This window comes from Xanthomonas bonasiae (genome assembly GCF_014836395.1).
Classification (GTDB): domain Bacteria; phylum Pseudomonadota; class Gammaproteobacteria; order Xanthomonadales; family Xanthomonadaceae; genus Xanthomonas_A; species Xanthomonas_A bonasiae.
This window is the reverse complement of record NZ_JACSQX010000006.1, coordinates 1-26,201: the sequence shown is the minus strand read 5'-3', so window position 1 is coordinate 26,201 and position 26,201 is coordinate 1. Positions and strand designations below refer to the sequence as shown.

The window sequence follows — 26,201 nt, the reverse complement described above, 5'->3', positions numbered from 1 at the left end:
CCCCCCCCCCCCGCGCCGGCGTCGCATGATGCCGGACGTGATCTCGTTCATCGTTCCCGCCCACGACGAAGCCGCCCTGATCGGCGACACCCTGGCGTCGCTGCATATCGCCGCCGAAGCCTTGCGGCTTGACTACGAGACCCTGGTCGTCGCCGACGCCTGCAGCGACGACACCGCGCAGATCGCGCGCCGCCATGGCGCGCAGGTGCTGGACGTGCAGTTGCGGCACATCGCCGCCACGCGCAATGCCGGCGCCGCCGCCAGCCGCGGCCGCTACCTGCTGTTCGTCGATGCCGACACCCGCGTCAACACGCCGCTGCTGGCGGCGGCCCTGCGCGCGCTGCACACCGGCGCGGTCGGCGGCGGCGCGCAGGTGCAGCTGCTCGGCAACGTCGCCTGGCACGAACGCGTGGCGCAAGCACTGTTCGGCTGGTTGTTCCGCCGCACCGGCATCGCCCCCGGCTGTTTCCTGTTCTGCACGCGCAGCGCGTTCGACGCCGCCGGCGGCTTCGACGAGCGCTACTACGCCGGCGAGGACGTGGCGCTGAGCCGCGCGCTGGCCCGGCGCGGGCGTTTCGCGATCCTGCGCGAGCCGGTGCACACCTCCGACCGCAAACTGCGCAGCTTCAGCAAGCGCGAACACCTGGGCCTGCTGCTGCAGTTGCTGCGCCGCGGCCGCGGCATGCTGCGCTCGCGCGACGCGCTGGGCTTCTGGTACGGGCAGCGCCGCGGCCGTTAGGGCGCGCCGCCATGTCCGCACAGGTTGCGTCTGGCCGGCAAAGCGCTTGCGCCCAACGTGGGCGACTTCCTACTCTCTGCCGATGAGCGAGAACGGCAACCTGGAGATCAGGAACGCGGCGATGGCGGACCGGCAGGCGATCGTGGCGCTGATGGCAGCGCTGGACTATGCCGGAACCGAGGACTTCATCGAGGCCCGCCTGGCGCAGCTGCTGGCGCATCCGGACGAGGCCTTGCTGGTGGCCGCCGCAGGGGACGGCGTCCTGGGCGTGTTGTCGCTGCATTTCCTGCCGCAGTTGGCATTGGCCGGCGACATCTGCCGCATCAGCTATTTCTGCGTCGACGATCGCGCGCGCGGCGCCGGGGTGGGACAGCGCTTGCTGGCGGAAGGCGAAGCGCTGGCGCGGCAGCGCGGCTGCGACCGCCTGGAGGTGCACTGCCATGGCCGGCGCGAACGCGCGCACGCCTTCTATCGGCGGGAAGGCTTTGTCGAAGCGCCCAGATATTTCGCCAAGTCGCTGCGCGATTGAGGACTGCCTGAGGTCGCCAGCCGCAGGCGGCGGCGCGATCTTCCCGAGCGCGGTTGCCGGCGCCGATCCGCTGGCAGTACGCTGCGCCCCCTTTGCGCGAGCTTTCGCAATGACCGTCGACCCCAGCAGGCCCATCGCGGTGCGCATCCTCGGCACGGGCGACTATCTGCCGGCGCGGCAGGTGGCTTCGGACAGCTTCGACCAGCGCTGGGGCAAGCCCGCCGGCTGGACCCTGCGCCATGCCGGGGTCGGCGTGCGCCACTACGCCGGCGCCGACGAACCGGCCTCGCTGATGGGCGAACGCGCCGCGCGCGCGGCGCTGGCGGCGGCGCAGCTCGAACCGGACCAGGTCGATTGCGTGATCTCCGCCTGCAGCCTGATGGAGCAGGCGATCCCGTGCAGCGCCGCGCTGCTGCACGCGCGCCTCGGCCTGCAGGGCAGCGGACTGGCCGCGTTCGACATCAACGCCACCTGCCTGAGCTTCATCGCCGCGCTGGACCTGGCCGCCTGCGCGATCGCCGCCGGCCGCTACCGGCGCGTGCTGATCGTGTCCAGCGAGATCGCCAGCGTCGGCCTCAACGGCGAGGACATGGACACCGCGCCGCTGTTCGGCGACGGCGCCGCGGCGGTGGTGCTGGGCGCGGACAGCGGCGACAGCGGCTCGCAGCTGCTGGCCGCGCACCTGGAAACCTATTCCGAAGGCATCGAGCATTGCCGGGTCCGCGCCGGCGGCACCCGTCTGCGCCTGGAGCACGGCATCGACGCGTTGCGCGCCGGCTCGCTGTTCGAAATGAACGGCCGCGCCACCTACCGGCTCGCCGCGGCGAAGTTGCCCGGGTTCCTGCAGCGGCTGCTGGACAAGGCCGGCGTCGAACTCGCGCAGTTGCAGCGGATCGTGCCGCACCAGGCCAGCGCCAAGGCGCTGCGGCACCTGCAGGTCGCGCTGCGGCTGGCGCCGCACATGCTGGTCGACGTGATCGGCGAACGCGGCAACCAGATGGCGGCCTCGATCCCCAGCGCCCTGCACCAGGCCATCGCCGACGGCCGCATCGTGCGCGGCGACCTGATCGGCCTGGTCGGCTCCGGCGCCGGGCTGGCGTTCGGCGGCGCGGTGCTGAGGTACTGACATGGCGCGCATCCTGGTCACCGGCGCCTCCGGCTTCATCGGCGCGCACATCGTCCGCGCCCTCGCCGCCGAAGGCGCGCAGGTCCGCGCCAGCGGCCGCAACGCCGCCGCCCTGGCCGCCTTCGCCGGCGACCCGCGCATCGACGTGGTCCGCGCCGAGCTGTGCCGCGACGATCTGGCACCGTTGCTCGCTGGCTGCGACGCGGTGATCCACTGCGCCGCGCTGTCCGCGCCGTGGGCCAGCGCCGAGCTGTTCCGCCAGGCCAACGTGGTCGCCACCGAGCGCATGCTCGCCGCCGCGCAGCGCGCGCAGGTGCGCCGCTTCGTGCATTTCAGTTCGCCGAGCATCTATTTCCGCTTCGCCGACCAGTACCAGGTCACCGAGGACTTCATCCCGCCGGCGCGCTGGATCGGCGGCTATCCGCAGACCAAGTGGGAGGCGGAGGAAAAAGTGCGCGCCGCCGCCGCGGCCGGGCTGCCGGCATTGGTGCTGCGTCCGCGCGCGGTGTTCGGCCACGGCGACAACGCGATCGTGCCGCGGCTGCTGGCAGTGGCGCAGCGCGGCTGGTTCCCGCTGGTGCACGGCGGACGCGCGATGATCGACGTGTGCTGCGTGGAGAACGCGGTGGCCGCGGCGCTGGCCGCACTGCGCGCCGAACACCTCGGCGACGGGCGCGCCTACAACATCAGCAACGGCACGCCGATCGCGGTGCGCGACCTGCTCACCGCGTTGTTCGCGGCATTGCAGCTGCGCGTGCGCCTGCTGCCGGTGCCGCGCCGCGTGGCCCTGGCGCTGGCCACCGTCGGCGAACAGATCGCCTTGCGCCGGCGCGGGCAACCGGAGCCGCGGCTGAGCCGCTACGGCATCGGCGTGCTCGGCTATTCGCAGACGCTGGACATCGGCCGCGCCCGGCGCGAACTCGGCTATGCGCCGGTGCTGTCCACCGAGGCCGGGATCGCGGCCCTGGCGCGCACGTGAGGCAACCCCAGCAAGCGCCTGGCCCGGCCTGCCCGGCATCGCCCGCCGACGCAGGCGCGCGCACGTTTGCAGGCGTGGGAGGAACTTCGACGCAACTGGCCCGCCAAAGCGCCGCGGCCGAAACATCGCCCACGCACTACGCGGCCGGACAGGAACGCCCATGAGCGCACCGACGCTGCGCTGGCGCCTGTACGAAGCCGGGCATTGCACCCATCCCGAACGCGCCACGCGCCGCGGCGCGACGCTGGCGCCCTGCGAGTTCCCGGCGCTGGCAGCGCTGCTGCAGCATCCGGTGCATGGCAACCTGCTGTTCGACACCGGCTACTCGCAGCACTTCCTCGCTGCCACCGCGCAGTTCCCCGAGCGCCTGTACCGCGTGCTGACGCCGGTGCATCTGGCGCCGGGACAATCGCTGCGCGAACAGCTTGCACGCGACGGCATCGACGCGGCGGCGATCGACTGGATCGTGCTGTCGCATTTCCATGGCGACCACGTCGGCGGCGTGGCCGATTTCGCGCAGGCGCGCATCGCCTGCGCGCAGCAGGCCTGGGACGATCTGCAACGGCGCGGGCGATTGGCGGCGCTGCGCGAAGGTTTCCTGCCGGCGCTGCTGCACGGCGCACGCGCACGCATGCACTGGTTCGAGGCATTGCCGGCGTGCGCCGCGCCCACGGCGCTGCGCGGCTTCGGCACGCTGCGCGACCTGTTCGGCGACGGCAGCGTGCTGTTGGTGCCGCTGCCCGGACACGCGCCCGGCCACTACGGACTGTGGTTCGAGGACGCGCACGGGCCGGTGTTCCTGGTCGCCGATGCGGCCTGGTCCAGCGCCGCGATCGCCGACGGCACGCCGCCGCCGGCGCTGGTCACCCACCTGCTCGGCGAGCACCGCGTCTACCGCGACACCTTGGCGCGGCTGCACGCGCTGCGCCTGGCCGAACCGGCGCTGCGCATGGTGCCCTCGCATTGCCGGCAATGGCGGCCGGCCGCGCACGAGGCCGGCGGTGCCTAGCGCGCCGGCGGTGCTGATCACCGGCGCGCGCGCGCCGGTGGCGCTGGACCTGGCGCGCCGCTTCGCCGCGCAGGGCTGGCGCGTGCACCTGGCCGACAGCGTGGCCTGCCGCATCTCCGGCTGGTCGCGCGCGGCCAGCGCCAGCCATCGCATCGCCTCGGCGCGCTACGCCCCGGCCGCCTACATCGCCGACCTCAACGCGCTGGTCGCGCGCCAGCGCATCGCGCTGCTGCTGCCCACCTGCGAGGAGGTGTTCTACCTGGCCCGCTACCGGCAGGCGCTGCCGGCGCAGCTGGACGTGCTGGTGGACGCCTTCGACACGCTGCGCGCACTGCACAGCAAATGGCACTTCCTGCATCTGGCCCGCACGCTCGATGCCGACGTGGACGTGCCGGACAGCGTGCAGGTGCGCAGCCTGGCGCAGGCGCGCGAATGGGCCGGTACCGCGCCGCTGGTGCTGAAGCCGGAATACTCGCGTTTCGGCGTGCACGTGCGCGTGCATCCGCATGGGCTGCCCACCGACGCGCCGCCCTTGCCCGAACAAGGCGCCTGGGTCGCGCAACGCTATTGCGCCGGCGAGGAACGCTGCTCCTACGCGGTAGCGCGCGACGGCGTGCTGCTGGCGCACGCGGTGTACCGCCCGCGCTACCGGCTGCAGCGCAGCTCCAGCTATTACTTCGACGCCGCGCCGGCGCCGCAGATCGAGCGCTTCACCGCGCAGCTGGTGCGCGCGCTGCGCTTCAGCGGGCAACTCTCCTTCGATTGGATCGTCTCGGCGCAAGGCCGCTACAGCGTGATCGAATGCAACCCGCGTGCGACCAGCGGCCTGCACCTGTTCGCCGCATCCGACCCGCTGGTCGCCGCGCTGGACGGCAGCCGCCGCGACCCGGCCGAGATCGTGCGCCCGGCGCCGACGCGCGCGGCGATGCTCGGCCCGCTGATGCTCGGCGTCGCGCTGCCGGCGGCGTTGCGTCATGGCCGGCTCCGCCAATGGCGCGAGGACTACGCCCGCGCCGACGATGTGCTCGCGCCGCGCGGCGACCGGCGCCCACTGGCCGGCGCGCTGCGCGACCTGGGCAGCCATGCGCGGCTGGCGCTGGCCCAGCGCTGCACCGTGCGCGAGGCGTCCACCCGCGATACCGAATGGGACGGCGAGGCCCTGCCGCCGCCATGAACGGCGCCGCCGAGGCCGGCATCGACTACGCAGTGCAGGCGCAGCGTTTCGCCGACCTGCATGCCGGCCGCGATGCGCAGGGCGTGGCCGGCAACCTGTACGCGCGCATCGACATGCTGCAGGCCGGCACGCTGTCGATACCGGTCACGGTGAGCGAGGAGCGTGCCGGCAACGCCTGGGTGTGCTCGCCGCGCACCACCTATGCCGACTACGCCGCCGAGGAGGCCGCGCGCCTGTTGCCGCCCGCGTTGGCGGCACCGCTGCGCGGGTTGTGCGGCGGCATCGGCGCCTGGCTGGACTGGGCGCGGATCGACCGCGCGGTCACCCTCAACAACTGGCTGCTGTCGACCAACCTGTACCCGCCGCTGCCGGCCGAAGGACTGGGCGCCCTGCTGGACGCCGCACGCGCGCGCTGGCCGGACCACGCGCTGTGGTTCCGCTCGTTGAACCGGGTGGACACGCCGCAGTGGCTGGACGCGCTGCAGGCGCAGGGCTTCACCCTGATCGGCAGCCGCCAGGTGTATCTGTACGACGACTGGCCGGCGCTGCTGCACCACCGCGACCTGGCGCGCGATCTCAAGCTGACCGCGCGCACCGACCTGCAGCGCTGCGGCAACGACGCGATCGGCGAGGCCGACTACCCGCGCATCGCCGCGCTGTACGCGCAGCTGTACCTGGACAAGTATTCGCGCTGCAATCCGGCCTACCACGCCGGGTTCCTGCGCGCCTGGCACCGCGCCGGGCTGCTGCGCTTCGACGGCTTTCGCGGCGAGGACGGCACGCTGGCCTGCATCACCGGCCTGTTCGGCATCGGGCGAACGCTGACCGCGCCGATCGTCGGCTACGACCTGCAGCAGCCGCAGCGGCTGGCGCTGTACCGCACGCTCACCGCCTGCGGCTTCGAGCATGCGCTGCGCCACGGTCGCCGGCTCAACCAGAGCGCCGGCGCGGCCAGCTTCAAGCGCCAGCGCGGCGGCACCCCGGTGATCGAGTACAGCGCGGTGGACGCGCGCCACCTGCCGCTGCGCCGGCGCCAGCCGATCGCCGCGCTCGGCGCGCTGACCGAACGCATCGGCGTGCCGCTGATGCGCCGCTATCGGCTGTGAACCACCGGCATGCCTTCGCCGCGACGGTCGCAGCAGTGGAGCGCTAAAGGCCACGTACCCGCCGCCGATATCAGGGCAAGCCCAAGCGGCAGCGCCAGGAACCCGGATGGACCGAACCGCCCCCTCCCGTCGACCTGTGCCGCGCGTGCAACGCCGACCCGGCGTCCGCGCGAACGGACTCGTGTGCCGCGGAGCGTTTGGAAACGTTTGCAACCCGAAAACCGCTGCAAACGGGCGGCTCGCATATTCTCGCGGCCCTATACTGGGCGGCATCTGAAAATCGTTTGCGGCGTGGATCGGGGGACCTGTGGAATGGATCGCACACCTGGCTCACGCTGGCACCTTGCTGATCGTCAACGCCATGCTGGCGGCGGTGTCGTCGGCGCTGTTCTTCGCCATCCGCTTGACCGGGCGCAAGGCCAAGCACACTGACGGATTGCTACTGCTTGGCCTGAGCTACGCCACGTTCGCGGCTGGCTTTGGCGCACTCGTGCTGCCGGCGGGGTTGCCGGCGCACGCCACCGCCCTGGGTTTGATCGGCAACCTGACGATCGATGCCGCCACGGTGTTGGAGTTGTGCGCGGTGAACGCCTATCTGCGGCGGCCGCTGATCCAGCCCTGGATCCTGGTCTCGGTCGCGCTGATCGGCGCGGCGGAGATCTATTGCCTGCACAGTGGAGGCGAGAATCTCAGGGTCATGGTGGTTTTCGGCTGCACCCTGCGCGGCCTGTTGACCGTTGCCACCGGCATGGCCTTGTGGCGCCATGCCGACCCGACGGCACGCACCGCGGCGCGCTTCACTGCCGCGTTCCACTTCCTGTGGGCCCTGATGCTGCTGCTGCGCATCGCCTGGTGGTCGATCCATCCGCTCGCGGACACGAGCTTCGACCCGACGTCGAAATTCGGCCTGCTCGCGCGCATGGTCCTGACCTCGATCATCACCCCCGGGTTCCTGTGGATGCTGGCCCGGAAGATGAACGCGGAACTGATTCGCCACGCCTCGCAGGACGCCCTCACCGGCGTCGCCAACCGCCGCGTCATGTGGGAAAAGGGCGAGTCGGCCACGCAGGAGGCGCGCGGCAGGCATTCGCCGATCGCAGTGCTGATGATCGACGTCGACAATTTCAAGTCGATCAACGACCGCCTGGGCCACGCGACCGGCGACCAGGTCCTGGTCGCCATCGCCGACACGCTGGCGCGGCATATCCGCAGCCCGGACGTGCTCGCCCGCGTGGGCGGCGAGGAGTTCATGGTACTGATCCCGCAAGGCGAGGAATCGGTGGTGCGCGACATCGCCGAACGCCTGCGGCGCATGGTCGAACGCCAGGACATCCTGGCCTCGTCCGGCACGGCGGTCGCCTGCACGGTCAGCATCGGCTACTGCATCTCGGGCGGGGCGCAGATCGAGTGGCAGAAGCTGGTGGGCATCGCCGACCAGGCGCTGTATGCGGCCAAGCGCGGCGGGCGCAACCGGGTGACCGGCACGATCGTCGCGTAGCGCGCCGCGCGTTCCTGGGCGCCGCAGCCACCTACGCCGTGCGCGTGCATCCAGACATCGGCACGCCGCGCATGCGACGCTAGCGGCCATGACCGACTGGCATCCCTCGCTGTACCGACACTGGTTCGCCGTGGCCCGGGCCGACGCGCTGCGGCAGCGGCCGCTGGCGGTGACGGTGATGGACCGGCATGCGGCGATCGCGCGCTGCGCCGACGGCAGCCTGCTCGCGCTGGAGGACCGCTGTCCGCACCGGCATGCGCCGCTGTCGGCCGGCTGCGCCAGCGGCGACGGCCTGGCCTGCCCCTACCACGGCTGGCGCTTCGGCCGCGACGGCGCGCTGCGCGAGATCCCCGGCATGCCGCCCGGACAGGCGCTGCCGGCGGTGCGGGTGCGCGCCTTCGCCGCGCGCGAACACGACGGCTTGATCTGGCTGCGCCCGGATCCCGACGGCGACGCGCACCCGGCGCAACTGGTGCAGGAACTGCACCCTTCGGCGCGGCGCTTCCTGTGGCGCACGCGCTGGGAGGCGCACGTGGTCGATGCGCTGGAGAACTTCCTCGATCCGTTGCACACCCACCTGCTGCATCCGGGACTGGTGCGCCGCGGCGGTGCGCGCACGCCGATGCGCGCCTGCCTGCAGACCGGCGCCGAAGGCTTCCACGTGGACTACGTCGGCGCGGCCGCGCAGAGCGGCTGGCTCTACCGGTTGTTCGAATCGCCGCGCACGCTGGAGCGCGCGCACTTCGCCGCGCCCGGTACCGCACAGATCGAATACCGCTATGCCCGTGGCGGCCGCGTGCGCATCAGCCTGCACTTCACCCCGGTGGGCGAGCGCAGCACCGAAGTGTTCGCCAGCCTGCACGTGGACGGGCGCTGGGCACCGGCATGGGCGGTGCGCTGGCTGGTGTGGCCGCTGCTGCGCAAGGTCGGCGAGCAGGACCGGCGCATGCTCGCGTTGCAGGCGCACAACCTGCGGCGTTTTCCTGGCGTGCGCGGCGCCTCGACCGCGCTGGACCTGGTCCGCGAACCGTTGCGCCGCTACTGGGACGGCGAGCCGCTGCCGGCAGCGGGCGCGCCGCACTGCATCGACCTCATGCTGTGACCGCGTCCGGCGCGTCGCGCGCGCCGAGCGCGGCGAGTACCTGCGCCAGCGGCGCCGGCCGGCCCAGCAGGTAGCCCTGCACCTGGTCGCAGCCATGCGCGCGCAGCCACTGCAACTGCGCGTCGTTCTCCACGCCTTCGGCGACCACCTGCAGGCCCAGGCTGCGGCCGAGCGTCAGCAAGGCCTCGCAGATCGAGGCGTTGCGCGCATCGCGATCCACCTCGGCGACGAAGCTGCGATCGATCTTCAGCGTGTCCAGCGGCAGGTCGCGCAGATAGGCCATGCTGGAGAAGCCGGTGCCGACATCGTCCAGCGCCACGCCCACGCCCAGCGCGCGCAGCTGCCGCAGCACGTCCAATGCCTGTTGCGGCTGCCGCATCAGGCTGCTCTCGGTCAGTTCCAGGTGCAGGCCGTCGGCGGCCAGGCCGGCCGCGGCGCAGGCCTGCACCAGGTCCGCGACCAGGTCGCCGTCGAAGAACTGCAGCGCCGACACGTTCACCGCCACCGGCAGGTCGGCCCAGCCGTGCAGCGCCAGCTGGCGGCGCGCCTGCGCGGCGGCCTGCATCACCCAGCGGCCGAGCGGCAGGATCAACCCGGTGTCCTCGCACAGCTGGATGAACTGGTCGGGGGCGATGAAGCTGCCGTCGTCCTGCGGCCAGCGGATCAGCGCCTCGAGCAGCCGCGGCGCGCCGGTATCGGCGCGCAGGATCGGCTGGAAATGCAGCTCGAACTCCTGCCGCGCGATCGCCTGATGGATGCGCCCGGCCAGGCGCAGGCGCTCGCCGATCCGCGCGGACATGCTGCGCTCGAAGCGGGCGACGCTGCGTCCGTCGGCCTGCGCCGCATGCGCGGCCTGCGCGGCGCTGCCGATGGCTTCCTCGGCGCCGGCGGCGTCGTCCGGACACAGCGCCACGCCGATGTGCGCCTGCAGCTGCTGGGTGAAGGCGCCGCCCTGCACTGGTGTGGACATCGCCTCGAGCAGGGCCTGCAGCGCCTGCGGCAGCTGCTGCGGATCCAGGACCGCCAGCACGAAATCCTGCGACGGCTGGTGCGCGGTCAGGCCGAACCGTTCGCCCAGCCCGCGCAGCCGCGCCGCCACCGCGCAGCGCACCGCATCGCCGGCGGCGCGGCCCAGGGTGTCGCCGATCAGCGCCAGCCCGCGCAACTGCACGTACGCCACCGCATAGCCCGCCTGCCCACGCGCATCCAGCGCCTCGGCCAGGGCGCGCGGATCGAGCAGCCCGGTGGTGACGTCGTGGCTGGCGCGGAACGCCAGTTCGCGCTCGTGGGCGATGCGCTCGCTGACATCCTCGGCCAGGATCAGGCGCGCCGGCGCGCCGCCGAAGTCGATGTCCGCGCTGTGCACCCGCACCGACAGCAGGCTGCCGTCCTTGCGCCGATGGGTCCACACGCTGGGCGCGTCGAAGCCGTCGCGCGGCTTGCGCACGTCCGCCAGCAGCCGTTCGGTCTCCCCGGGCGGGCGCAGGTCGAGCAGGGTCATGCCAAGGAATTCGTCGCGGCTGTAGCCGTACTGGCGGATCGCGGCCTGATTCACTTCCAGGAAGCGCAGGCTGTCCACCGCGAACAGCCAGTACGGCAGCGGGTTGCGCTCGAACACCAGGCGGAACTGACGCTCGGCGTCCAGCAGCCGCGCCTGCGCCTCGAGCCGCTCGCTGACGTCCTGCACCGCACCGGTCATGCACAGCCCGCCGCGGCCCTGCACCCGCGCGCCGCGCGCGGCCAGCCAACGCAGGCCGCCATCGGGCGAATGCATGCGGTACACCACGTTGTATTCGCCGTTGCCGTGCAGCGCCTCGTCGTACAGCTGCTCGACCCGCGCGCGATCGTCGTCGTGCACCCGGGCCAGGAACGCGCTCAGGCTCATGCGCAGCTGCGGCGCGCCGAACAGGGTACCGGTCTGTTCGGCCAGCAGCAGGTGGCGCCGGTCGGCCTCGACCCACCAGGTGCCGATGCCGCCCATCGCATGCGCCAGGCGCAGGTCCTCGTCGCCGCGGCGCAGGCGCTCCAGCAACTGCCGCTGGCGGTCCTCGGCACGGCGCAAGCTGCCCAGCAGGAAGGCGAACCCGAGCAGATACAGCAGATACACCAGCGCCGCCGCGCCGGCGAACCACCACCACGGCGCCAACGCTTCGCGCACCGCCAGCCCCGACACCGCCAGCAACGGGTAGTCGCGTCCACCACTGACCGCCAGCATGCGCGGCTGCCGGTCGAACACGGTGCTGTGCATGCCCAACGCACTGCCCTGCGGCAGCCCGCGCACCAGGCCCAACGGCAGCAGCACGCGGGTACCGCCGGTGCCAGCAGCGGGACTGCTTGCCGCAAGCAGCAGGCCATGCGCATCGGTCAGCGCGACCACGCCGTCGCGGCCGGCATCGACCCCGCCGACGATGCGCTGCAACGCCGCGACCCGCCAGCTCGCCACCACCCAATCGCCCGACGCCAGCGGCAACGCCAGGCGCACCACCGCTTCGCCGTCGGCCAGGCGTTGGTACGGCCCGACGAACACCTGATCGCCATTGCGGCGCGAACCCAGCGCCCATGCGCGCACGTCCGGATCGCCCTCCGTCCCGTAGCGGCGCCGGCCCTGCGCATCCAGCAACGCAATGCCATGCAGCTCCGGATGCCGCAGCAGCACGCCGCGCAGCGATGCCTCGATCAGCGCCGGCGCGCGTGCCGGCGCATCGGCCAGCAGCGCCTGCGCGCCCATGCCTTCGCCGCGCAGCGCCTGGCTCAGGTTGTCCAGCTCCAACTGCAGCAGACGGTCGGCGCCCGTCGCCAACGCCAGGCTCTGCCGCTGCGCCGCGGCCAGGCGGTTGGCGCGGTCCTGCGCCAGCACATAGGCCAGCCCGCACGCCAGCAGCAGCGCCAACGCCAGGCCCCAGACCAGGATCGCGCGCAACGGCGCGCGCAACGCGCGCCGCAGGCGCTGCCGGAAGCGGACGTCGTAGAGCTTGTCGGCGGCGGAGAAACGGCGCTGCATGGGTCCTGCATAGAGCGGCTCAAACGTGCCGATCTTGAATCGCTCCAGCATCCGGGCCGGTACTTGCCAACCGACCGGAGGCTCGGCGCGGGCCGGAGTGTGCGGCCATCCCGATGCGTCGACACAGGCGTACGGGACGTCCGGCGATGCCGGCGCCATGTATGAACAATACAGCCCGTCAGCATGGCCCCCCGCGCTCCGGCCAACGAGGCGCAATCGGGAGTTGGCGCATGGCGCGTCCTGCCCTGCGTCAGCGGCGATATCGTCCGCATGCACCTGCTGATCCGCCTTCCGCGTGGCGTGCTGCCTCCGGTTCCGCCAAGACCCAAAAAAAGCCCTGCATGACGGTAAAATGCGCAGGAGGGGTGCGGGGCCAGCAAGCGGCCCATTCGGCGGACGTGGTTGGCACAAGCGAGCGCACAACCTCCACGTTCCCCCAATTTTTGGACTCCAAGCCGCAGTGGCAAGCCTCCAGCGCAACCGCCTTCCCGCCACGTTCGTGAACGAAAGTCACGAAATCCTTGCGGCATGCCTCGGCGCCTTTGCGATCTTCCTGGCCGCATCCGCAGCATCGTTGATGCTCGCCCAACAGCTCTCGCTGCGCTTTTCCGTCGCCGCTTGCATCATCGGCGGCCTGGCGCTAGCGACGCTGTCGGTCACGGCCGTGCGGGTGATCGTCCACTATCGGCGCCTGCACCAGCCGGGTCAGCGCCTGCACCTGGTCGGCGTGCTGGCGCTTGCGCTGGCCGGTGGCTGGCTGGCGATGTCGATCAACCGCCCCGATATCGACGACTCCATCTATGTCCCGAAGGCGGTGTACTACATCGCGCATCCGGACGCCCCGGTCGACACCGGCGTGAACTGGCTGGCCGGTCTCGAGCGGACTCCCCAATCCGGCGTTTTCCCCTACTACGAACTCACCCAGGCAGCGCTTTCCTGGCTCGGCGGCCGTCCGTATCTGGACGTGTACCACGTGCTGTTCCCGGGAATCGTCGGGTTCTTGATGTGCGCCGCGGCGATCTTGCTCATCGGCCTGTTCGAAACGCGCCCCCGGACGATCCTGATCTGCGGCGCCTTCTACCTGCTGCTGTTGCTCGCGCTTGGGGAAACGCATCGTGCCTACGGCAATCTGAGCATCGCCCGCGCCTTCCATGGCAAGTACATGTTCCTGTCCGTGGGCGTTCCGGCGTGGATCTACTTCTCACTGCGCTATCTGCGCCAGCCAAGGTGGAGCACATGGCTGATCCTCCTCGCGCTGGGTATCGGCATGGCCGCCGCCACGCCGACGGCGATGGTGTTTCTCCCGTTCCTGGCGCTGACCCTGGCCCTGGCGTTCCATGTACAGGCGTCCGGATCCTTCGCCTCGATCGCGGCACTGCTGCCGGCGCTGCGCTACGGTGTCTCGCTGGCGCCGGTGGTGCTGATGGCGATCGTCTTTCGCTTCTACGCAGTCGACAACATCGCCGCAGGCAGCCAGATCAACGCGGGCTTCCCGAAGACGTTCGCCGACCAGCTGCGCCTGATCGTGAATCCGGACTACCCGCTGACCCCGGTGCTGTTCGTGGCGTCACTCGCGCTGGTGCTCGCGTTCTCCGCGTATCGCCGCTTTTTCGCCATCTGGGTGACGACGCTGTGCGTCCTGCTGCTGAATCCGTGGGTGTCGCAATTCGTCATGCTCCACCTGACCACCGAGAACATCTATTGGCGGATGTTCTACCTGCTTCCGTTTCCGCTGCTCGCGGCGCTGGCGCTGGCGCCGCTGGCGAATGCCGGCCGCACCGGCCCGATCTGGGCGGGGCTGTGCCTGGCCGCCGCCGGCCTCTTGGCGACGATCGGGCCGACCTCGGTGCTGCGGCACGACAACGGCGCGACGCTCGCCCTGCCAGGCTACAAAATCGGTGCGAACGACCGCGCCTCCGCACAGCAGTTCATTCGCCGCGTCGCGCCAGGCTCGGTGTTCGCTCCGGTCCAGCTCGCCAGCAACATCCTGCTGCTGTCGTCGGATTTTCCGCAGTACTTCATGCGCGAAGACTATCTCGGCCTGATGATGGCGAGCGTCCCGGCGCATGTTTCCTTCCAGCAGAGACTGGACGCCGCCTTCTACCTCTACAGCAATAGCGCCACGCCGGAAGCGGAGAAGGCCTTCCGTGCCATGATCGCCGCGGCGGATGGGCCGCAGCATGTCCTGGTTCCTGCCAACGCCGACCGGTACGCCGCCATCGCCTCGCAGCTCGCCGCCGCAGGCTATCGTCGCGCATTCGCCGTGGCAGGCGGATACGCGGTATTCAGCCATCCACCAAGGCACCAGCAGTGACCAAGAAAGTCGCCATCCTGCAATCCAACTACATTCCGTGGAAGGGCTATTTCGACCTGATCGCCGCGGTCGACGAGTTCATCCTGTACGACGACATGCAGTACACCCGGCGCGACTGGCGCAACCGCAACCAGATCAAGACCCCGCAGGGCGCGCAATGGCTGACGGTGCCGGTCCTGACCAAGGGCAAGTATCATCAGCGCATCGCCGATACCGAGCTGGATGGGCGCGAATGGCCCGAACTGCACTGGCGCGCGCTTGCGCAGAACTATCGCCGCGCCCCGCACTTCGACGAGATCGCCGCCTGGCTGCAGCCGCTCTACCTGGAACCGTATACCCACCTGTCGCAGATGAACCGGCGCTTCCTGGAAGCGATATGCGGCTATCTGAAGATCGACACCGTCATCAGCAGTTCCGCTGACCACGCGCTACTGGACGCGAAGACCGAGCGCCTGGCCGACCTGTGCGCCAAAGTGGGCGCCACGACCTACATTTCCGGTCCCGCGGCGAAGGACTACATCGACGAAGACGTCTTCCGGCAATACGGCATCGAGCTGGTCTGGTTCGACTATGCCGGCTATCCGGAATACCCGCAGCTATGGGGCGACTTCGTGCACGGCGTGAGCATCCTCGACCTGCTCTTCAATTGCGGTCCGGACGCGCACAGATACATGAGGTACGTGCATCCATGAAGCTGTCGATCGTCTCCACGCTCTATCAGTCGGCGCCATACATCGCCGACTTCCATCGGCGCGCCAGCCTCGCGGCGCAGAAGCTGGTCGCGGACGACTACGAGATCGTGCTGGTCAACGATGGCTCGCCGGACCACAGCCTCGAGCTGGCGATCGCCCTGAGCGAAGCCGATCCGCACGTGGTCGTGGTGGATCTGTCGCGCAATTTCGGCCACCACAAGGCCATGATGACGGGCCTGGCGCATGCCGCCGGCGAGCTGGTGTTCCTGATCGACAGCGACCTGGAGGAAGAACCCGAATGGCTGGCCGCGTTCGCCGACGACCTGCATCGGCACGATGCCGATGTCGTCTACGGGACGCAGCTGCAGCGCAAGGGCAACGCGTTCGAGCGGTTGAGCGGACAGTGGTTCTATCGCGCATTCAAGCTGTTGACCGGCATGGCGTTGCCGGAAAACGTGGTCACCGCACGCCTGATGCGCCGGCGCTACGTGCAGGCACTGGTGGCGCATCGCGAGCGCGAAGTGTTCATGGCCGGGCTATGGCATATCACCGGCTTCCGGCAACGCCCGTGGCCGGTCACCAAGCACAGCACCAGCCAGACCACGTATACGCTGCGCCGCAAGCTCTCGCTGCTGGTGAACTCGGTCACCTCGTTCAGCAACACGCCGCTGGTCGGCATCTTCTACGTCGGCGTAGCGATTTCCCTGATGGCGCTGGTCTATAGCGCCTACCTGCTGGTGCAATGGGCGTTTCTGGCACGGCCGCTCAGCGGCTGGACCTCGGTGATGGCATCGATCTGGCTGCTGGGTGGCATGATCATCTCCTTCATCGGCGTGATCGGCATCTACCTGTCGAAGATCTTCTCCGAAACCAAGCAGCGCCCCTATACGATCGTGAGACAGATCCATGCACAACGACACGACTGAGCTGCTCGCCGACGTCGCCGGCTACTACAGCGACAAGTTGGCCCAGCATGGGCAGACGGCGCGCGGCGTCGACTGGAACGGCGAGGACAGCCAGACGCTGCGATTCGCCCAGCTGTGCATGCTGGCCGGCAGCGACGGCGCATTCTCGGTGAATGACCTGGGCTGCGGCTACGCCGCGCTCTACGACTACCTGCGCGAGCGCCACGCCGGCGTGGACTACGCTGGCTTCGACGTCTCCGCCGACATGGCCGCGGCTGCAGCCAAGCGGCACGAGGCCGATCCCAACGCCAGATTCGTCGTCGCCGCGGAACCGGACCGCATTGCCGATTACGGCATGGCCAGCGGCATCTTCAACGTGCGGCTCGGCCACGACCCGGCGCGCTGGCAGTCCTACGTGGAAACCACGCTGGATGTACTCGATCGCACCAGCCGCGCCGGCTTCGCGTTCAATTGCCTGACCAGCTATTCCGATCCCGAGCGCATGCGCGAACACCTGTACTACGCCGACCCCTGTCGCTACTTCGATCTGTGCAAGCGACGCTACTCGCGCAATGTCGCGCTCCTGCATGATTACGGACTGTACGAATTCACGATCCTGGTGAGGAAAACGCCGTGAGCAAGAAACCCCTGGTCATCTTCGGCGCCGGCGACATCGCGCAGCTGGCGCACTACTATTTCAGCACCGACTCGGACTACGAGGTGGTGGCCTTCACGATCGACGCCGACTACATCACCGACAGCCACTTTTGCGGATTGCCGGTCGTGGCGTTCGACCGGCTTGCGGCGTCCTATCCGCCCGAACGCAACGAGATCTTCATCGCGCTGAGCTATTCCAAGCTCAATGCGATACGCAAGGAGAAGTATCTGGCCGCCAAGGCGGCCGGCTATCGGCTTGCCAGCTACATCAGCTCGCACGCCACCGTGCTCAACGACGGCCGGATCGGCGACAATTGCTTTTTGCTGGAGGACAACACCATCCAGCCATTCGTGCAGATCGGCGATAACGTCACGCTGTGGAGCGGCAACCATATCGGCCATCACTCGACGATCGACAGCCACTGCTTTCTCGCTTCGCACGTCGTCGTTTCGGGCGGGGTGGAGATCGGCGAGCAATGCTTCATCGGGGTGAATGCGACGCTGCGCGACCACATCCGCATTGGCGCCAGGACCGTGGTCGGCGCCGGCGCCCTGCTGCTGGGCGATGCCGAACCGGAAGGCCTCTATATCGGCACCGCCACCGAGCGATCGCCGGTGCCCAGCACGCGCCTGAGAAAGATATGACCTGCATGCACGCAGCCGACGCGACATGCCGCGCCGCCGGCCCGGCCGAGTGCTGGCCGAGCCCCACCCTGCTGGAGCGCCACTGATGCCGCCACGGCCGTTGGATTATCTGTACATCGCCGCCACGATCGCCTTTACCGTGTATGGCCAATTGATCCTCAAATGGCGGATCGCCAAGCTGGGCCCCCTGCCCGCCGAGGCGTTCGACAAACTCAAGTTCCTGGTGTCGTTGCTGTTCGACCCGGCGATCTTTTCCGGATTCGCCGCGGCGTTCCTGGCTTCGCTGGCATGGATGGCGGCGATGACCCGGTTCGAACTCAGCCACGCCTATCCTTTCATGAGCCTGAATTTCGTCATCGTGCTGTTGCTGAGCGGCTGGCTGTTGAGCGAACCGCTGACGCTGCAACGCGCGGCTGGCGTTGCGCTGATCGTGGCCGGGACCGTGGTTGCCGCGCGTGGCTGAGCCGCTCGCGCAGCCTCCCGCTTCCGAGTGGCGTCAGTGGCTGGGGGCGCTGCTGATCGTCCTGTTGCCGGTGCTGGCGCTATGCACCCTCTATTCGCCGCGCTGGGAAACCAACGACGACGTCGGCATGGCGATGCTGGCGCATGGTTACGGCATGGCCGCTGTCGGCTCGCCCAACCTGGTGTTCTCCAACGTCGTCTGGGGTTACATCGTGCGCCTGCTGCCCACGCTGGGCGGCATCGATGGCTATACGCTTGCGACATTCGCGGCGCTCGTCCTGGTCGGGACCACCCTGCTGCATTGTCTCAGGCGCCTGGGCAACGGCTGGATAGTGACGGGCAGCGTTCTGCTTCTGGTGTTGCTGCGCCCAGTGCTGCTTCCGCAGTTCACCGTCAACGCCGGGCTGCTGGCCGTCGCTGCGGTGGCTTGCCTGCGCCTGTATGCCCACGCGAGGCGCGTTCCGGCGCTGTGGCTGGGTACCACGCTGCTGTTCCTGAGCGGCATGGTGCGCAGTCACGAGTGCCTGCTGGTCGTGCTGATCGCGCTGCCACTGCTGCCCTGGCGCGCATTGACCCAAGGGCATGCGCCGCGCTGGGCGGCCGCGGCGCTGTGCGTGGCGCTGCTGGCCGCCGCGCTGCTGGACCGGCATGCCTACGCCACCCCGGCGTGGAAGGACTTCAACGACCTGAATCTGGTGCGGGCCGCGTTCACCGATTTCGGCGCCGGCGACTACCTCAACAAGCGCCCCGACATCCTGGCGCGCCACGGCTATACGACGAATGACATCGAGCTGCTGAGCCGCTGGTTCTTCGCCGACCCGCGTATCGCCGATCCGGTCGCATTGAAAGCCATGTTGGCCGAAGCCGGAACGATGCCGCTTCGCGAAAACGGATTGGCCACCGGCTGGCAAGGCATCCGCGCGCTGTGGCACCCGAACCTGCTGCCCTTGCTGATTGCCGCGCTGTTGCTTGGCGTGCTGCTGCCCAGTCGCAAAGTCGCCGCTGCCTGGCTGCTTTGCGCTTTGGCCGTATTCGCGATGGGTGCGCTGGGCAGGCCGGGCGTCCTGCGCGTCTACGTGCCACTGATCGCCTTGCTGACCGTGGCGCCGCTGCTCCTGGGCAATGCAGGCCGCACCGGCAGACGTCCTGCGATCCTGGCCGTCGTGACGCTTGCGGCCTTGGCCAATGCGTGGCTCTCCGCCGCCGCATGGCAGACCACGCAGCGCGCGGACGAGCAGGCGCGCAGCGACCTGGCATCCCTTCCGCACGGGTCGATCGTGGTGTGGGGCGCCACCTTCCCCTACGAGGCCGTGTACCGGCCATTCACGCGTGCCGCCGAGCACGACAGGTACCGGTTGTACGCCCTGGGCGCCTTCACCCTGGTGCCGAACTCCGTCGCCAGGCACGAAGATCGGGCTGGACGCGGATTCGTCGGCCTGCTGCAGCGGCGCGAGGGAGTGACAATCCTCGCCAACGAGCAACGCCTGCAGTGGCTGGATCTGTATTGCAGACAGCGCCTCCAAGGCGAGCCGGCGCAATTGCAGGCGTGGCATGCCGGCGCGCTGCTGGCCAGCCGCCACCGATGCACGGCGGCGCGGTGACAGCCCACAGCTGCGCCGCTTCGCTTCCACCAGACCACTCCTTCAAGACCGCGGACACGTATCGAATGAGCACCGATTCCATCCCCTTCAACTGGCCGCACATGACCGGGAAGGAGCTGTACTACATCGCCGAGTCGCATTTCAACGGCCGCCTTGCCGGCGACGGTCCGTTTACGCGGCGTTGCCACGACTGGCTGCAGAGGCACACCGGCGCGCGCGCGCTGCTGACCCACTCCTGCACCGCGGCGCTGGAAATGGCCGCCTTGCTGCTGGACATCCAGCCCGGCGACGAGATCATCATGCCGTCGTACACCTTCGTTTCCACCGCCAATGCCTTCGTCCTGCGCGGCGGCGTTCCGGTGTTCGTCGATATCCGCGAAGACACGCTGAACCTGGATGAGCGCCTGATCGAAGCCGCCATCACCTCCCGCACCCGCGCCATCGTGCCGGTGCACTACGCGGGCGTGGCCTGCGACATGGACGCCATCCTCGACATCGCCGCACGCCACGGCCTGAAGGTGATCGAAGATGCGGCGCAGGGGGTGATGGCCAGCTACAAGGGACGCGCACTGGGCGCGATCGGCGACATCGGCGCCTACAGTTTCCATGAGACCAAGAACGTGATCAGCGGCGAAGGCGGCGCCCTGCTGATGCGCGATGCCGCGTTGGCGCAGCGCGCGGAGGTGATCCGCGAGAAGGGCACCGACCGCAGCCGCTACTTTCGCGGCGAAGTGGACAAATACACCTGGCAGGACGTCGGCTCCTCGTTCCTGCCGGGGGAGCTGACCGCCGCCTTCCTGTGGGCGCAGCTGGAAGAGGCCGACCGCATCACCCAGGACCGGCTGCGCAGTTGGGCCCGCTATCACGCCGCCCTGGAATCGCTGGAACGCGACGGCAGCATCCGCCGCCCGATCGTCCCCGACGATTGCCAGCACAACGCGCACATGTATTACGTCCTGCTGCATCCGCAGGCCGATCGGCAGCGCGTGCTGGAAACGCTGCGCGCCGCCGGGATCGGCTCGGTCTTCCACTACGTGCCCCTGCACGACTCGCCCGCCGGCAAGCGCTATGGCCGAGCCGCGGGCGAACTGCCGATCACGCAGCGGCAGTCCAAGCGCCTGCTGCGCCTGCCGCTGTGGACGGGGCTGAGCGCAGCGCAGCAGGACCGGGTGGTGGACGTCTTCACGCGCGCGCTCGGCTGAGCCTTTCCGCACACGCGCCGACGCGCGGCCGCAGCCGCGCCTGACAACGGGAATTCACATGGCCGCGCACTGGAAGAAGCTGGGACTGGTATTCAACGCGAGCGGCCAGGCGCCTTGGCTGCATGCCTATGCCGCCGTACCGATTGCCGAGCGCCTCGGCGACAGCGATCGCTACCGGATCTATTTCAGCAGCCGCGACGCGGCGAACCGCAGCTTCACCTCGTGGGTCGTCGTCGATATCCGCCATCCGCAGCGCATCCTCGATGCCGCCACCGCGCCGGTGCTGCAACCTGGAGGCCTGGGCGAATTCGACGACAGCGGCGCGATGGCGACTTGGCTGGCGACGCACCGCGGCCGGCGCTACCTGTACTACATCGGCTGGAACCTGGGCGTGACCGTGCCCTTCCGCAATTCGATCGGCCTGGCAACGTCAGCCGGAGCCGAACAGCCGTTCGCGCGCCACTTGCCCGGGCCGATCGTCGACCGCTCGGCCACCGAGCCGCATTTTTGCGCGAGCTGCTGCGTGATGCCGGGCGACGATCTCTGGCGCATGTGGTATCTGTCGTGTACCGGCTGGGAGCTGCAGGACGGGACGCCAAGGCACCGCTATCACCTCAAGTACGCCGAGTCCGACGACGGCATCGCCTGGCGTCGCGACGGCGAGATCGCGATCGACTACGCCGATGCCGACGAATACGCCATCTCCCGTCCCTGCGTGATCCGCGATCCCGACGGCTGGCGCATGTGGTACTCGTATCGCGGCGCCGCCTACCGCATCGGCTACGCCGAGTCTGCCGACGGTCGACGCTGGCAGCGACTGGACCATCTGGCGGGGATCGCACCCTCGCCCAGCGGCTGGGATTCGCAGATGATCGAATATCCCTTCGTGTTCGATCACGAGGGCGAACGCTACATGCTCTATAACGGCAACGACTACGGCCGCAGCGGATTCGGGCTGGCGGTTCTGGAACGCGGCTAGGCCAGCCACACACCCGCGCCGAGCACGCCGCTCACTCCGGCCACTGCGCCAGGCGCTGCGGCGCGATGCCGACCCGGCGGCAGGCGCGCTGCGCGATGCCGTCGTTGAGCGCGATGCGGAACAGCGGTGCCAGCCCCCGCAGCACCCGCGACGCGACCGCCGCCTGGGCGCGTTGCAGGCGCCCGTGCCCGAGCATCGCGCTCGCCCACGGCGGCAGCAGCGCCGCGCCGGCGCCCAGGAACAGCTCGCGCGACAGGCCCGCCGCCGGCACCGGCAGGCGCAGCCCGGCCAGCACCGCGAGCACCTCGCGCGATCGCGCATCCACCCGCAGTTGCGGGCGCACCTGGGCGAAGTAGTCCAGCACCTCGCGCTCGCTGGCCGGCACCGCCTGCGCGCCCAGCGCCTCGGCCACGCGTCGGCCCTCGGCGTAGTAGCGATCGGCGATGGCGACCGGCACCGCGCGGCAGTAACGGCGATAGCCCTGCAGGAAGCCGTAGGCCTCGGTGACGTGCACCCAGGTCAGCAGCGCCGGATCGTCGGCGGCGTAGGCGCGGCCGTCGGGCGCCTGGCCGCGGATCCGCGCGTGGATGCTGCGCACGCGCGCGATCAGGCGCTGCGCTTCGGCCGATGGCGCATAGCTGGTGGCGGCGACGAACTGGGTGGTGCGGCGCAGGCGCCCGACCAGGTCCTCGCGGAAGTTGGAATGGTCGTAGACGCCGGCCAGCGCCAGCGGATGCAGGGTCTGCAGCAGCAGCGCGCACAAGCCGCCGGAGAGCATGCCGGGAAACTCGGCGTGGATGCGCCAGGTGACGCTGTCGGGGCCGAACAGGCCGGCATCGCCGAGCGGCTGGTCGTAGTCGATCCCGCCCTGGCCGCGCGGGAACACGTCCAGCACCCAACGGCGGACGCGGGCGGCGGCGGGAGCGGTGAGGGTACGCAGCATGGCGGTCATCGCGGCATGGTAGCGGGCGGCGATGCATGCGCCGTGCAAACCGGTGCGCGCAGGCTTGGCGACGGTACCCAGGGCTCCCGGCCGCAACAGCGCATTGCCGCGCGGGCTTCATGTGCATCTGCAACATGCCAATTGCGGCCACTGTGCTAGAAAGAAGCTGCTTCAAGATCGCCCGAGACACCGCCGTCCGCCACCGCATCTGCAGGGAGCCTGTCATGATCGCTTTGTTCAAGGGGTTGGGGTTGTTGCTGGAGGACAACGCGCTGCACCAGCGCTCGTTCCCGGAACAGGTCGCGCACTGGCAGCACAAGAGCGAAGCGCAGCTGCGCTCGGAAGTGGATCTGCTGGCCAAGGCCAAGCAGCAGTGGCTGGTGGTCTCGATCATCGGCTGGCAGGCGATTTCGCTGATCATCCTGGGCGTCATCACCAACCAGCTGTGGCAGCACGACTACCACCTGACCTTCTCGCGCATCGTCATCGTGGTCAGTTCCTGGGTCGCGATCCTGTTCGTGATCTGGTTCATCGCCAACATGTTCGACCGCACCGCCGGCTTCGAGCGCTGGCTCACCGCCTTCAACAGCCGCGAGCCGCTGTCGGCCGACGCGGATACCGTGGAGTGCGTCGCCGACGCGCTGAACATGGCGCGCAAGTATCCGGAGATCCTTGAGTACAAGCGCGAGGTGGTCGCCAATCGCGAACTGCGTCACGAGGACATCCGCATCATGCGCGAGATGGGCCGCATCCGCCTGCATGCCGAACTGGTCGCCGCGCTGATCCAATTCGAGGGCGTGCCGCCTGGCGGCCAGAACGGCGTGCTCCGCGTCGCCGGCTGAGCCGGCCGACGCGCATCGCAGCGATTGCGTGCGGATCCACAGCACGCGCGTTGCATCCGCCTCGACATCGGCGACGGGCGCGACGGTGCCTGCCGGCCGCCGCCATGGCGGCCACCGCCGCACCCTGATGTCGTCAGGGCACCGCACTGACGTATCCACCGCAACGCACACAGCGCCGGCATCGGCGCTGCAGCCCCCAGCGCCGGCGTCATCCGCGCTGGAGCGCCTGCGCTGTCCTGGCGACAGCTCAGGGCTGCCTGTCGCCAGCGGCGCCCTGGATGCGCCGCGGCCGTAAGTGCCGGTCCGGCCTTCTCGATCACCGGCCGCCGCTGCAGCAAACGCCCCCGCTGCCCGACCGCCCGCGTGCGCGGCCGCGGCTTGCCCTTGCCTGGCGAGTGCCCAGCGCCGACGGACGGGTCTTCGCAATCGCCACATCGCGAAATATAATCATTCTCGATTAGCCCCTCCCCACCCCACGGTCTCGATGAAACTGCACCCCCTCCCGTTCGCCTGCCTGCTCGGCATGGCGGCTTCCACTGCTGCGCGCGCGGCCGACGACACCGCCGATACCGCGCAGGCCACCGCCCTGCCTGCGGTGCAGGTCCGCGCCGAGGCGGCCGACAGCGGCTTCCGCAGCACCAGGCCGGCGCAGTCCGACAAGTCGGACACGCCACTGGCGCAGACGCCCTTCTCGATCACCGTGGTGCCGCGCGCGCTGCTGGACAGCCAGCAGGCGCAGACCCTGGCCGATGCCTTGCACAACGTCTCCGGCGTGGTCGCCAACACCTATGGCCGGCGCGGTTGGGACGACCTGATCATCCGCGGCCAGACCGCGTCCGACTCGCTGTTCGTCGATGGCCTGCGCACCGCTTCCAACAACCGCGTCGCCGAGCAGTTGTTCGGCATGCAGCAGGTGGAAGTGCTGAAGGGCCCGGCCTCGCTGCTGTACGGCCAGGTGCTGCCGGGCGGGCTGGTCAACCTGGTCAGCAAGCGGCCCGAAGCCACGCCGCTGCGCCGCGCCGAACTGGGCGTGGGCAGCGATGGCCTGCAGCAGGGCAGCTTCGATCTGAACCAGCCGCTGTCGGCCAACGGCAAGACCGCGCTGCGGCTCAACGGCCTGGCGATGAATGCGGACGATCCCACCGACCACGTGTATTTCCGCAGCCGCTGGATCGCACCGGCGCTGTCGCTGGACCTGGGCGAGCGCACCGACTTCGTGCTCCTCACCAGCTACCAGGAACGCGACTACATCCGCCAGCAGGGCCTGCCCTGGGAAGGCAGCGCCGAGGCCAACCCCAACGGCAAGATCGATCGCTCGCTGTTCACCGGCGAACCCACGCAGCCGCCGTACCACAGCCACCAGAGCCGCATCGGCTACGTGCTGGACCATCGCTTCGACAACGGCTGGACCCTGCACCACGCCGCGCGCTGGCAGGAATTCGGATTGGACGGCTTCATCATCGCCAACAACGGCCTGGCCGCCGACCTGCGCACGCTGCGCCGTACCGCCACCGACCAGCACTACGACGGACGCACCTGGGTACAGGACACCTACCTGCAGCGCGGCTTCGCCACCGGCGCCTGGCAGCACACGCTGACCGCCGGCGTGGACGCGTTCAAGACCTGGGAATGGAACGTGCAGTCCACCTGCCGGGTCGGCACGCTGGACGTGTACGCGCCGGTCTATGGCGGCGCCGTCACCTGCCCGGCCACGCCCAGCCGCGACAACCTCAGCGTGGTCACCTCCGGCGGCCTGTACCTGCGCGACCGCATCCAGTTCACGCCCGACTGGCAGCTGCTGCTGGGCGTGCGCCACGACCGCAGCCGCAACCTCAGCGAGGACTACCTCACGGGAACCGACACGCGCAACGACGCCAGCGCCACCACCGGCTCGGCCGCGCTGATGTTCGATGCCGGCGGCGGGCTGCACCCCTATGCCAGCGTCGCCACCTCGTTCTATCCCAACGTCGGCACCGACGCGCAGGGCGCGCAGTTCGATCCGGAGCATGGCCGCCAGGTAGAGCTGGGGGTGAAGATGGAACTGGACGCGGGCACCAGCCTGAGCGTGGCGCTGTACGACCTGCGCCGGCGCAACGTGCTGCAGACCGATCCGGTCAACGACGGCTACAGCATCGCGGTCGGCGAGCAGCGCAGCCGCGGCCTGGAGCTCAACGCCGCCGCCGACCTGGGCAGCGGGGTCAGCCTGTTCGCCGGCTATGCCTACACCGATGCAGTGGTCACCGACGACGGCGGACAGAGCGTCACCACCGTCGGCGACCGTTTGTACAACGTGCCCAAGCACAGCGGCTCGCTGTGGCTGCAGTACGCGCCGCACGGCGTGGACGACGGCTGGACGTTCAGCGGCGGTGTGCGCGCCGAAGGCGAGAAGACCGCCTACGGCCATCGCATTCCCGGCTACGCGGTGTTCGACGCCGGCCTCGCCTACCGCCAGGGCCATTGGCGCTATGCGTTGAACCTGAAGAACGCGTTCGACCGCGACTATTTCGCCGGCGGCCTGCAGCGCGCCGTGGCGCTGGGCGACCCGCGCACGCTGCTGTTCTCGGTGGGCGTGGATTACTGAGCTGCCGAGCGCGTGTTGCTCCTGGCAGGAAGTTCAGCGGCCCCGGCGCCATGTCGCGGCTGAAGCCGCTCCTACAGTGCACCCGGCGAGTCGCCCGCGCGCTTCCTGTAGGAGC

The 26,201-nt window shown here is 69.7% G+C and carries 22 protein-coding genes; 20 read left to right on the top strand and 2 right to left on the bottom strand.

The annotated features are described in order from the left end of the window. Positions 1-37 precede the first annotated feature (37 nt). From H9658_RS10740 to H9658_RS10700, 9 genes are all read left to right on the top strand, one after another. The gene (locus tag H9658_RS10740) at positions 38-739 is read left to right on the top strand and encodes a glycosyltransferase (RefSeq protein ID WP_179568870.1); all 702 of its coding nucleotides are present in this window, start codon (positions 38-40) and stop codon (positions 737-739) included. An 82-nt stretch (positions 740-821) separates the two neighbouring features. After that, on the top strand, positions 822-1,268 hold the full coding sequence (locus tag H9658_RS10735) for a GNAT family N-acetyltransferase (protein ID WP_225209893.1): 447 nt from the start codon (positions 822-824) through the stop codon (positions 1,266-1,268). Between the two features lie 109 nt (positions 1,269-1,377). Then, entirely contained in the window at positions 1,378-2,394 is a 1,017-nt protein-coding gene (locus tag H9658_RS10730; protein ID WP_191825349.1) for a 3-oxoacyl-[acyl-carrier-protein] synthase III C-terminal domain-containing protein, read from the top strand. Position 2,395: 1 nt separating this feature from the next. After that, the gene (locus H9658_RS10725) at positions 2,396-3,373 is read left to right on the top strand and encodes an NAD-dependent epimerase/dehydratase family protein (RefSeq protein WP_191825348.1); all 978 of its coding nucleotides are present in this window, start codon (positions 2,396-2,398) and stop codon (positions 3,371-3,373) included. A gap of 160 nt (positions 3,374-3,533) precedes the next feature. Beyond that, positions 3,534-4,382: an MBL fold metallo-hydrolase gene (locus tag H9658_RS10720; protein WP_191825347.1), complete on the top strand. Its 849-nt coding sequence runs from the start codon at positions 3,534-3,536 to the stop codon at positions 4,380-4,382. After that, positions 4,375-5,556 carry an ATP-grasp domain-containing protein gene (locus H9658_RS10715; RefSeq protein ID WP_191825346.1) on the top strand — a complete coding sequence of 394 codons (1,182 nt, stop codon included), beginning with the start codon at positions 4,375-4,377 and terminating at the stop codon, positions 5,554-5,556. Before H9658_RS10720 ends, H9658_RS10715 begins: the two co-directional genes overlap by 8 nt. Then, on the top strand, positions 5,553-6,662 hold the full coding sequence (locus H9658_RS10710; protein WP_191825345.1) for a hypothetical protein: 1,110 nt from the start codon (positions 5,553-5,555) through the stop codon (positions 6,660-6,662). Before H9658_RS10715 ends, H9658_RS10710 begins: the two co-directional genes overlap by 4 nt. A gap of 343 nt (positions 6,663-7,005) precedes the next feature. Continuing rightward, positions 7,006-8,160, top strand: coding sequence for a GGDEF domain-containing protein (locus H9658_RS10705; protein WP_225209892.1), 1,155 nt, complete (start codon positions 7,006-7,008; stop codon positions 8,158-8,160). An 88-nt stretch (positions 8,161-8,248) separates the two neighbouring features. After that, complete coding sequence (locus H9658_RS10700; RefSeq protein WP_191825343.1) at positions 8,249-9,262, top strand: Rieske 2Fe-2S domain-containing protein; 1,014 nt, start codon at positions 8,249-8,251, stop codon at positions 9,260-9,262. Here the strand turns inward: H9658_RS10700 and H9658_RS10695 are convergent. Next, entirely contained in the window at positions 9,252-12,263 is a 3,012-nt protein-coding gene (locus H9658_RS10695; RefSeq protein ID WP_191825342.1) for a bifunctional diguanylate cyclase/phosphodiesterase, read from the bottom strand. The two genes, H9658_RS10700 and H9658_RS10695, sit on opposite strands and share 11 nt — an antisense overlap. A gap of 460 nt (positions 12,264-12,723) precedes the next feature. Between H9658_RS10695 and H9658_RS10690 the strand changes: the two genes are divergently transcribed. The 9 genes from H9658_RS10690 (at position 12,724) to H9658_RS10650 (ending at position 21,720) form a co-directional block, all read left to right on the top strand. Next, positions 12,724-14,577, top strand: coding sequence for a DUF6077 domain-containing protein (locus H9658_RS10690; protein WP_318241305.1), 1,854 nt, complete (start codon positions 12,724-12,726; stop codon positions 14,575-14,577). Continuing rightward, positions 14,574-15,269, top strand: a complete 696-nt coding sequence (locus tag H9658_RS10685; RefSeq protein ID WP_191825341.1) for a WbqC family protein — start codon at positions 14,574-14,576, stop codon at positions 15,267-15,269. The genes H9658_RS10690 and H9658_RS10685 overlap by 4 nt, the downstream gene beginning before the upstream one ends. Beyond that, a complete protein-coding gene (locus H9658_RS10680; RefSeq protein WP_179568890.1) occupies positions 15,266-16,195 on the top strand; it encodes a glycosyltransferase family 2 protein in 930 nt (309 codons plus the stop codon). The genes H9658_RS10685 and H9658_RS10680 overlap by 4 nt, the downstream gene beginning before the upstream one ends. Beyond that, the gene (locus H9658_RS10675) at positions 16,176-16,811 is read left to right on the top strand and encodes a methyltransferase domain-containing protein (RefSeq protein WP_191825340.1); all 636 of its coding nucleotides are present in this window, start codon (positions 16,176-16,178) and stop codon (positions 16,809-16,811) included. Before H9658_RS10680 ends, H9658_RS10675 begins: the two co-directional genes overlap by 20 nt. Next, entirely contained in the window at positions 16,808-17,476 is a 669-nt protein-coding gene (locus H9658_RS10670; protein WP_191825339.1) for an acetyltransferase, read from the top strand. The genes H9658_RS10675 and H9658_RS10670 overlap by 4 nt, the downstream gene beginning before the upstream one ends. Before the next feature lie 25 nt (positions 17,477-17,501). Further along, positions 17,502-17,939 carry an EamA family transporter gene (locus tag H9658_RS10665; protein WP_406848119.1) on the top strand — a complete coding sequence of 146 codons (438 nt, stop codon included), beginning with the start codon at positions 17,502-17,504 and terminating at the stop codon, positions 17,937-17,939. Continuing rightward, positions 17,932-19,539, top strand: coding sequence for a hypothetical protein (locus H9658_RS10660; protein ID WP_318241304.1), 1,608 nt, complete (start codon positions 17,932-17,934; stop codon positions 19,537-19,539). The genes H9658_RS10665 and H9658_RS10660 overlap by 8 nt, the downstream gene beginning before the upstream one ends. 65 nt (positions 19,540-19,604) lie before the next feature. Beyond that, a complete protein-coding gene (rffA, locus tag H9658_RS10655) occupies positions 19,605-20,741 on the top strand; it encodes a dTDP-4-amino-4,6-dideoxygalactose transaminase (protein WP_191825337.1) in 1,137 nt (378 codons plus the stop codon). A gap of 58 nt (positions 20,742-20,799) precedes the next feature. Further along, positions 20,800-21,720: a glycoside hydrolase family protein gene (locus tag H9658_RS10650; RefSeq protein ID WP_191825336.1), complete on the top strand. Its 921-nt coding sequence runs from the start codon at positions 20,800-20,802 to the stop codon at positions 21,718-21,720. 31 nt (positions 21,721-21,751) lie between these two features. Here the strand turns inward: H9658_RS10650 and H9658_RS10645 are convergent, their stop codons facing one another. Then, positions 21,752-22,672: an oxygenase MpaB family protein gene (locus H9658_RS10645; protein WP_191825335.1), complete on the bottom strand. Its 921-nt coding sequence runs from the start codon at positions 22,670-22,672 to the stop codon at positions 21,752-21,754. A 215-nt stretch (positions 22,673-22,887) separates the two neighbouring features. Between H9658_RS10645 and H9658_RS10640 the strand changes: the two genes are divergently transcribed. Both H9658_RS10640 and H9658_RS10635 read left to right on the top strand, forming a co-directional pair. After that, positions 22,888-23,505, top strand: coding sequence for a hypothetical protein (locus tag H9658_RS10640; protein WP_179568904.1), 618 nt, complete (start codon positions 22,888-22,890; stop codon positions 23,503-23,505). A 484-nt stretch (positions 23,506-23,989) separates the two neighbouring features. Then, a complete protein-coding gene (locus tag H9658_RS10635; protein ID WP_191825334.1) occupies positions 23,990-26,086 on the top strand; it encodes a TonB-dependent receptor in 2,097 nt (698 codons plus the stop codon). Positions 26,087-26,201: the final 115 nt, after the last annotated feature.

What these genes read in the sequence shown, in the direction of transcription:
- H9658_RS10720 (WP_191825347.1), top strand. Translation starts at nt 3,534, where the DNA reads ATGAGCGCACCGACGCTGCGCTGGCGCCTGTACGAAGCCGGGCATTGC.
- H9658_RS10710 (WP_191825345.1), top strand. Translation starts at nt 5,553, where the DNA reads ATGAACGGCGCCGCCGAGGCCGGCATCGACTACGCAGTGCAGGCGCAG.
- H9658_RS10635 (WP_191825334.1), top strand. Translation starts at nt 23,990, where the DNA reads ATGAAACTGCACCCCCTCCCGTTCGCCTGCCTGCTCGGCATGGCGGCT.
- H9658_RS10675 (WP_191825340.1), top strand. Translation starts at nt 16,176, where the DNA reads ATGCACAACGACACGACTGAGCTGCTCGCCGACGTCGCCGGCTACTAC.
- H9658_RS10695 (WP_191825342.1), bottom strand. Translation starts at nt 12,263, where the DNA reads ATGCAGCGCCGTTTCTCCGCCGCCGACAAGCTCTACGACGTCCGCTTC.
- H9658_RS10640 (WP_179568904.1), top strand. Translation starts at nt 22,888, where the DNA reads ATGATCGCTTTGTTCAAGGGGTTGGGGTTGTTGCTGGAGGACAACGCG.
- H9658_RS10680 (WP_179568890.1), top strand. Translation starts at nt 15,266, where the DNA reads ATGAAGCTGTCGATCGTCTCCACGCTCTATCAGTCGGCGCCATACATC.
- H9658_RS10735 (WP_225209893.1), top strand. Translation starts at nt 822, where the DNA reads ATGAGCGAGAACGGCAACCTGGAGATCAGGAACGCGGCGATGGCGGAC.
- H9658_RS10645 (WP_191825335.1), bottom strand. Translation starts at nt 22,672, where the DNA reads ATGACCGCCATGCTGCGTACCCTCACCGCTCCCGCCGCCGCCCGCGTC.
- H9658_RS10700 (WP_191825343.1), top strand. Translation starts at nt 8,249, where the DNA reads ATGACCGACTGGCATCCCTCGCTGTACCGACACTGGTTCGCCGTGGCC.
- rffA (WP_191825337.1), top strand. Translation starts at nt 19,605, where the DNA reads ATGAGCACCGATTCCATCCCCTTCAACTGGCCGCACATGACCGGGAAG.
- H9658_RS10730 (WP_191825349.1), top strand. Translation starts at nt 1,378, where the DNA reads ATGACCGTCGACCCCAGCAGGCCCATCGCGGTGCGCATCCTCGGCACG.
- H9658_RS10725 (WP_191825348.1), top strand. Translation starts at nt 2,396, where the DNA reads ATGGCGCGCATCCTGGTCACCGGCGCCTCCGGCTTCATCGGCGCGCAC.
- H9658_RS10665 (WP_406848119.1), top strand. Translation starts at nt 17,502, where the DNA reads ATGCCGCGCCGCCGGCCCGGCCGAGTGCTGGCCGAGCCCCACCCTGCT.
- H9658_RS10650 (WP_191825336.1), top strand. Translation starts at nt 20,800, where the DNA reads ATGGCCGCGCACTGGAAGAAGCTGGGACTGGTATTCAACGCGAGCGGC.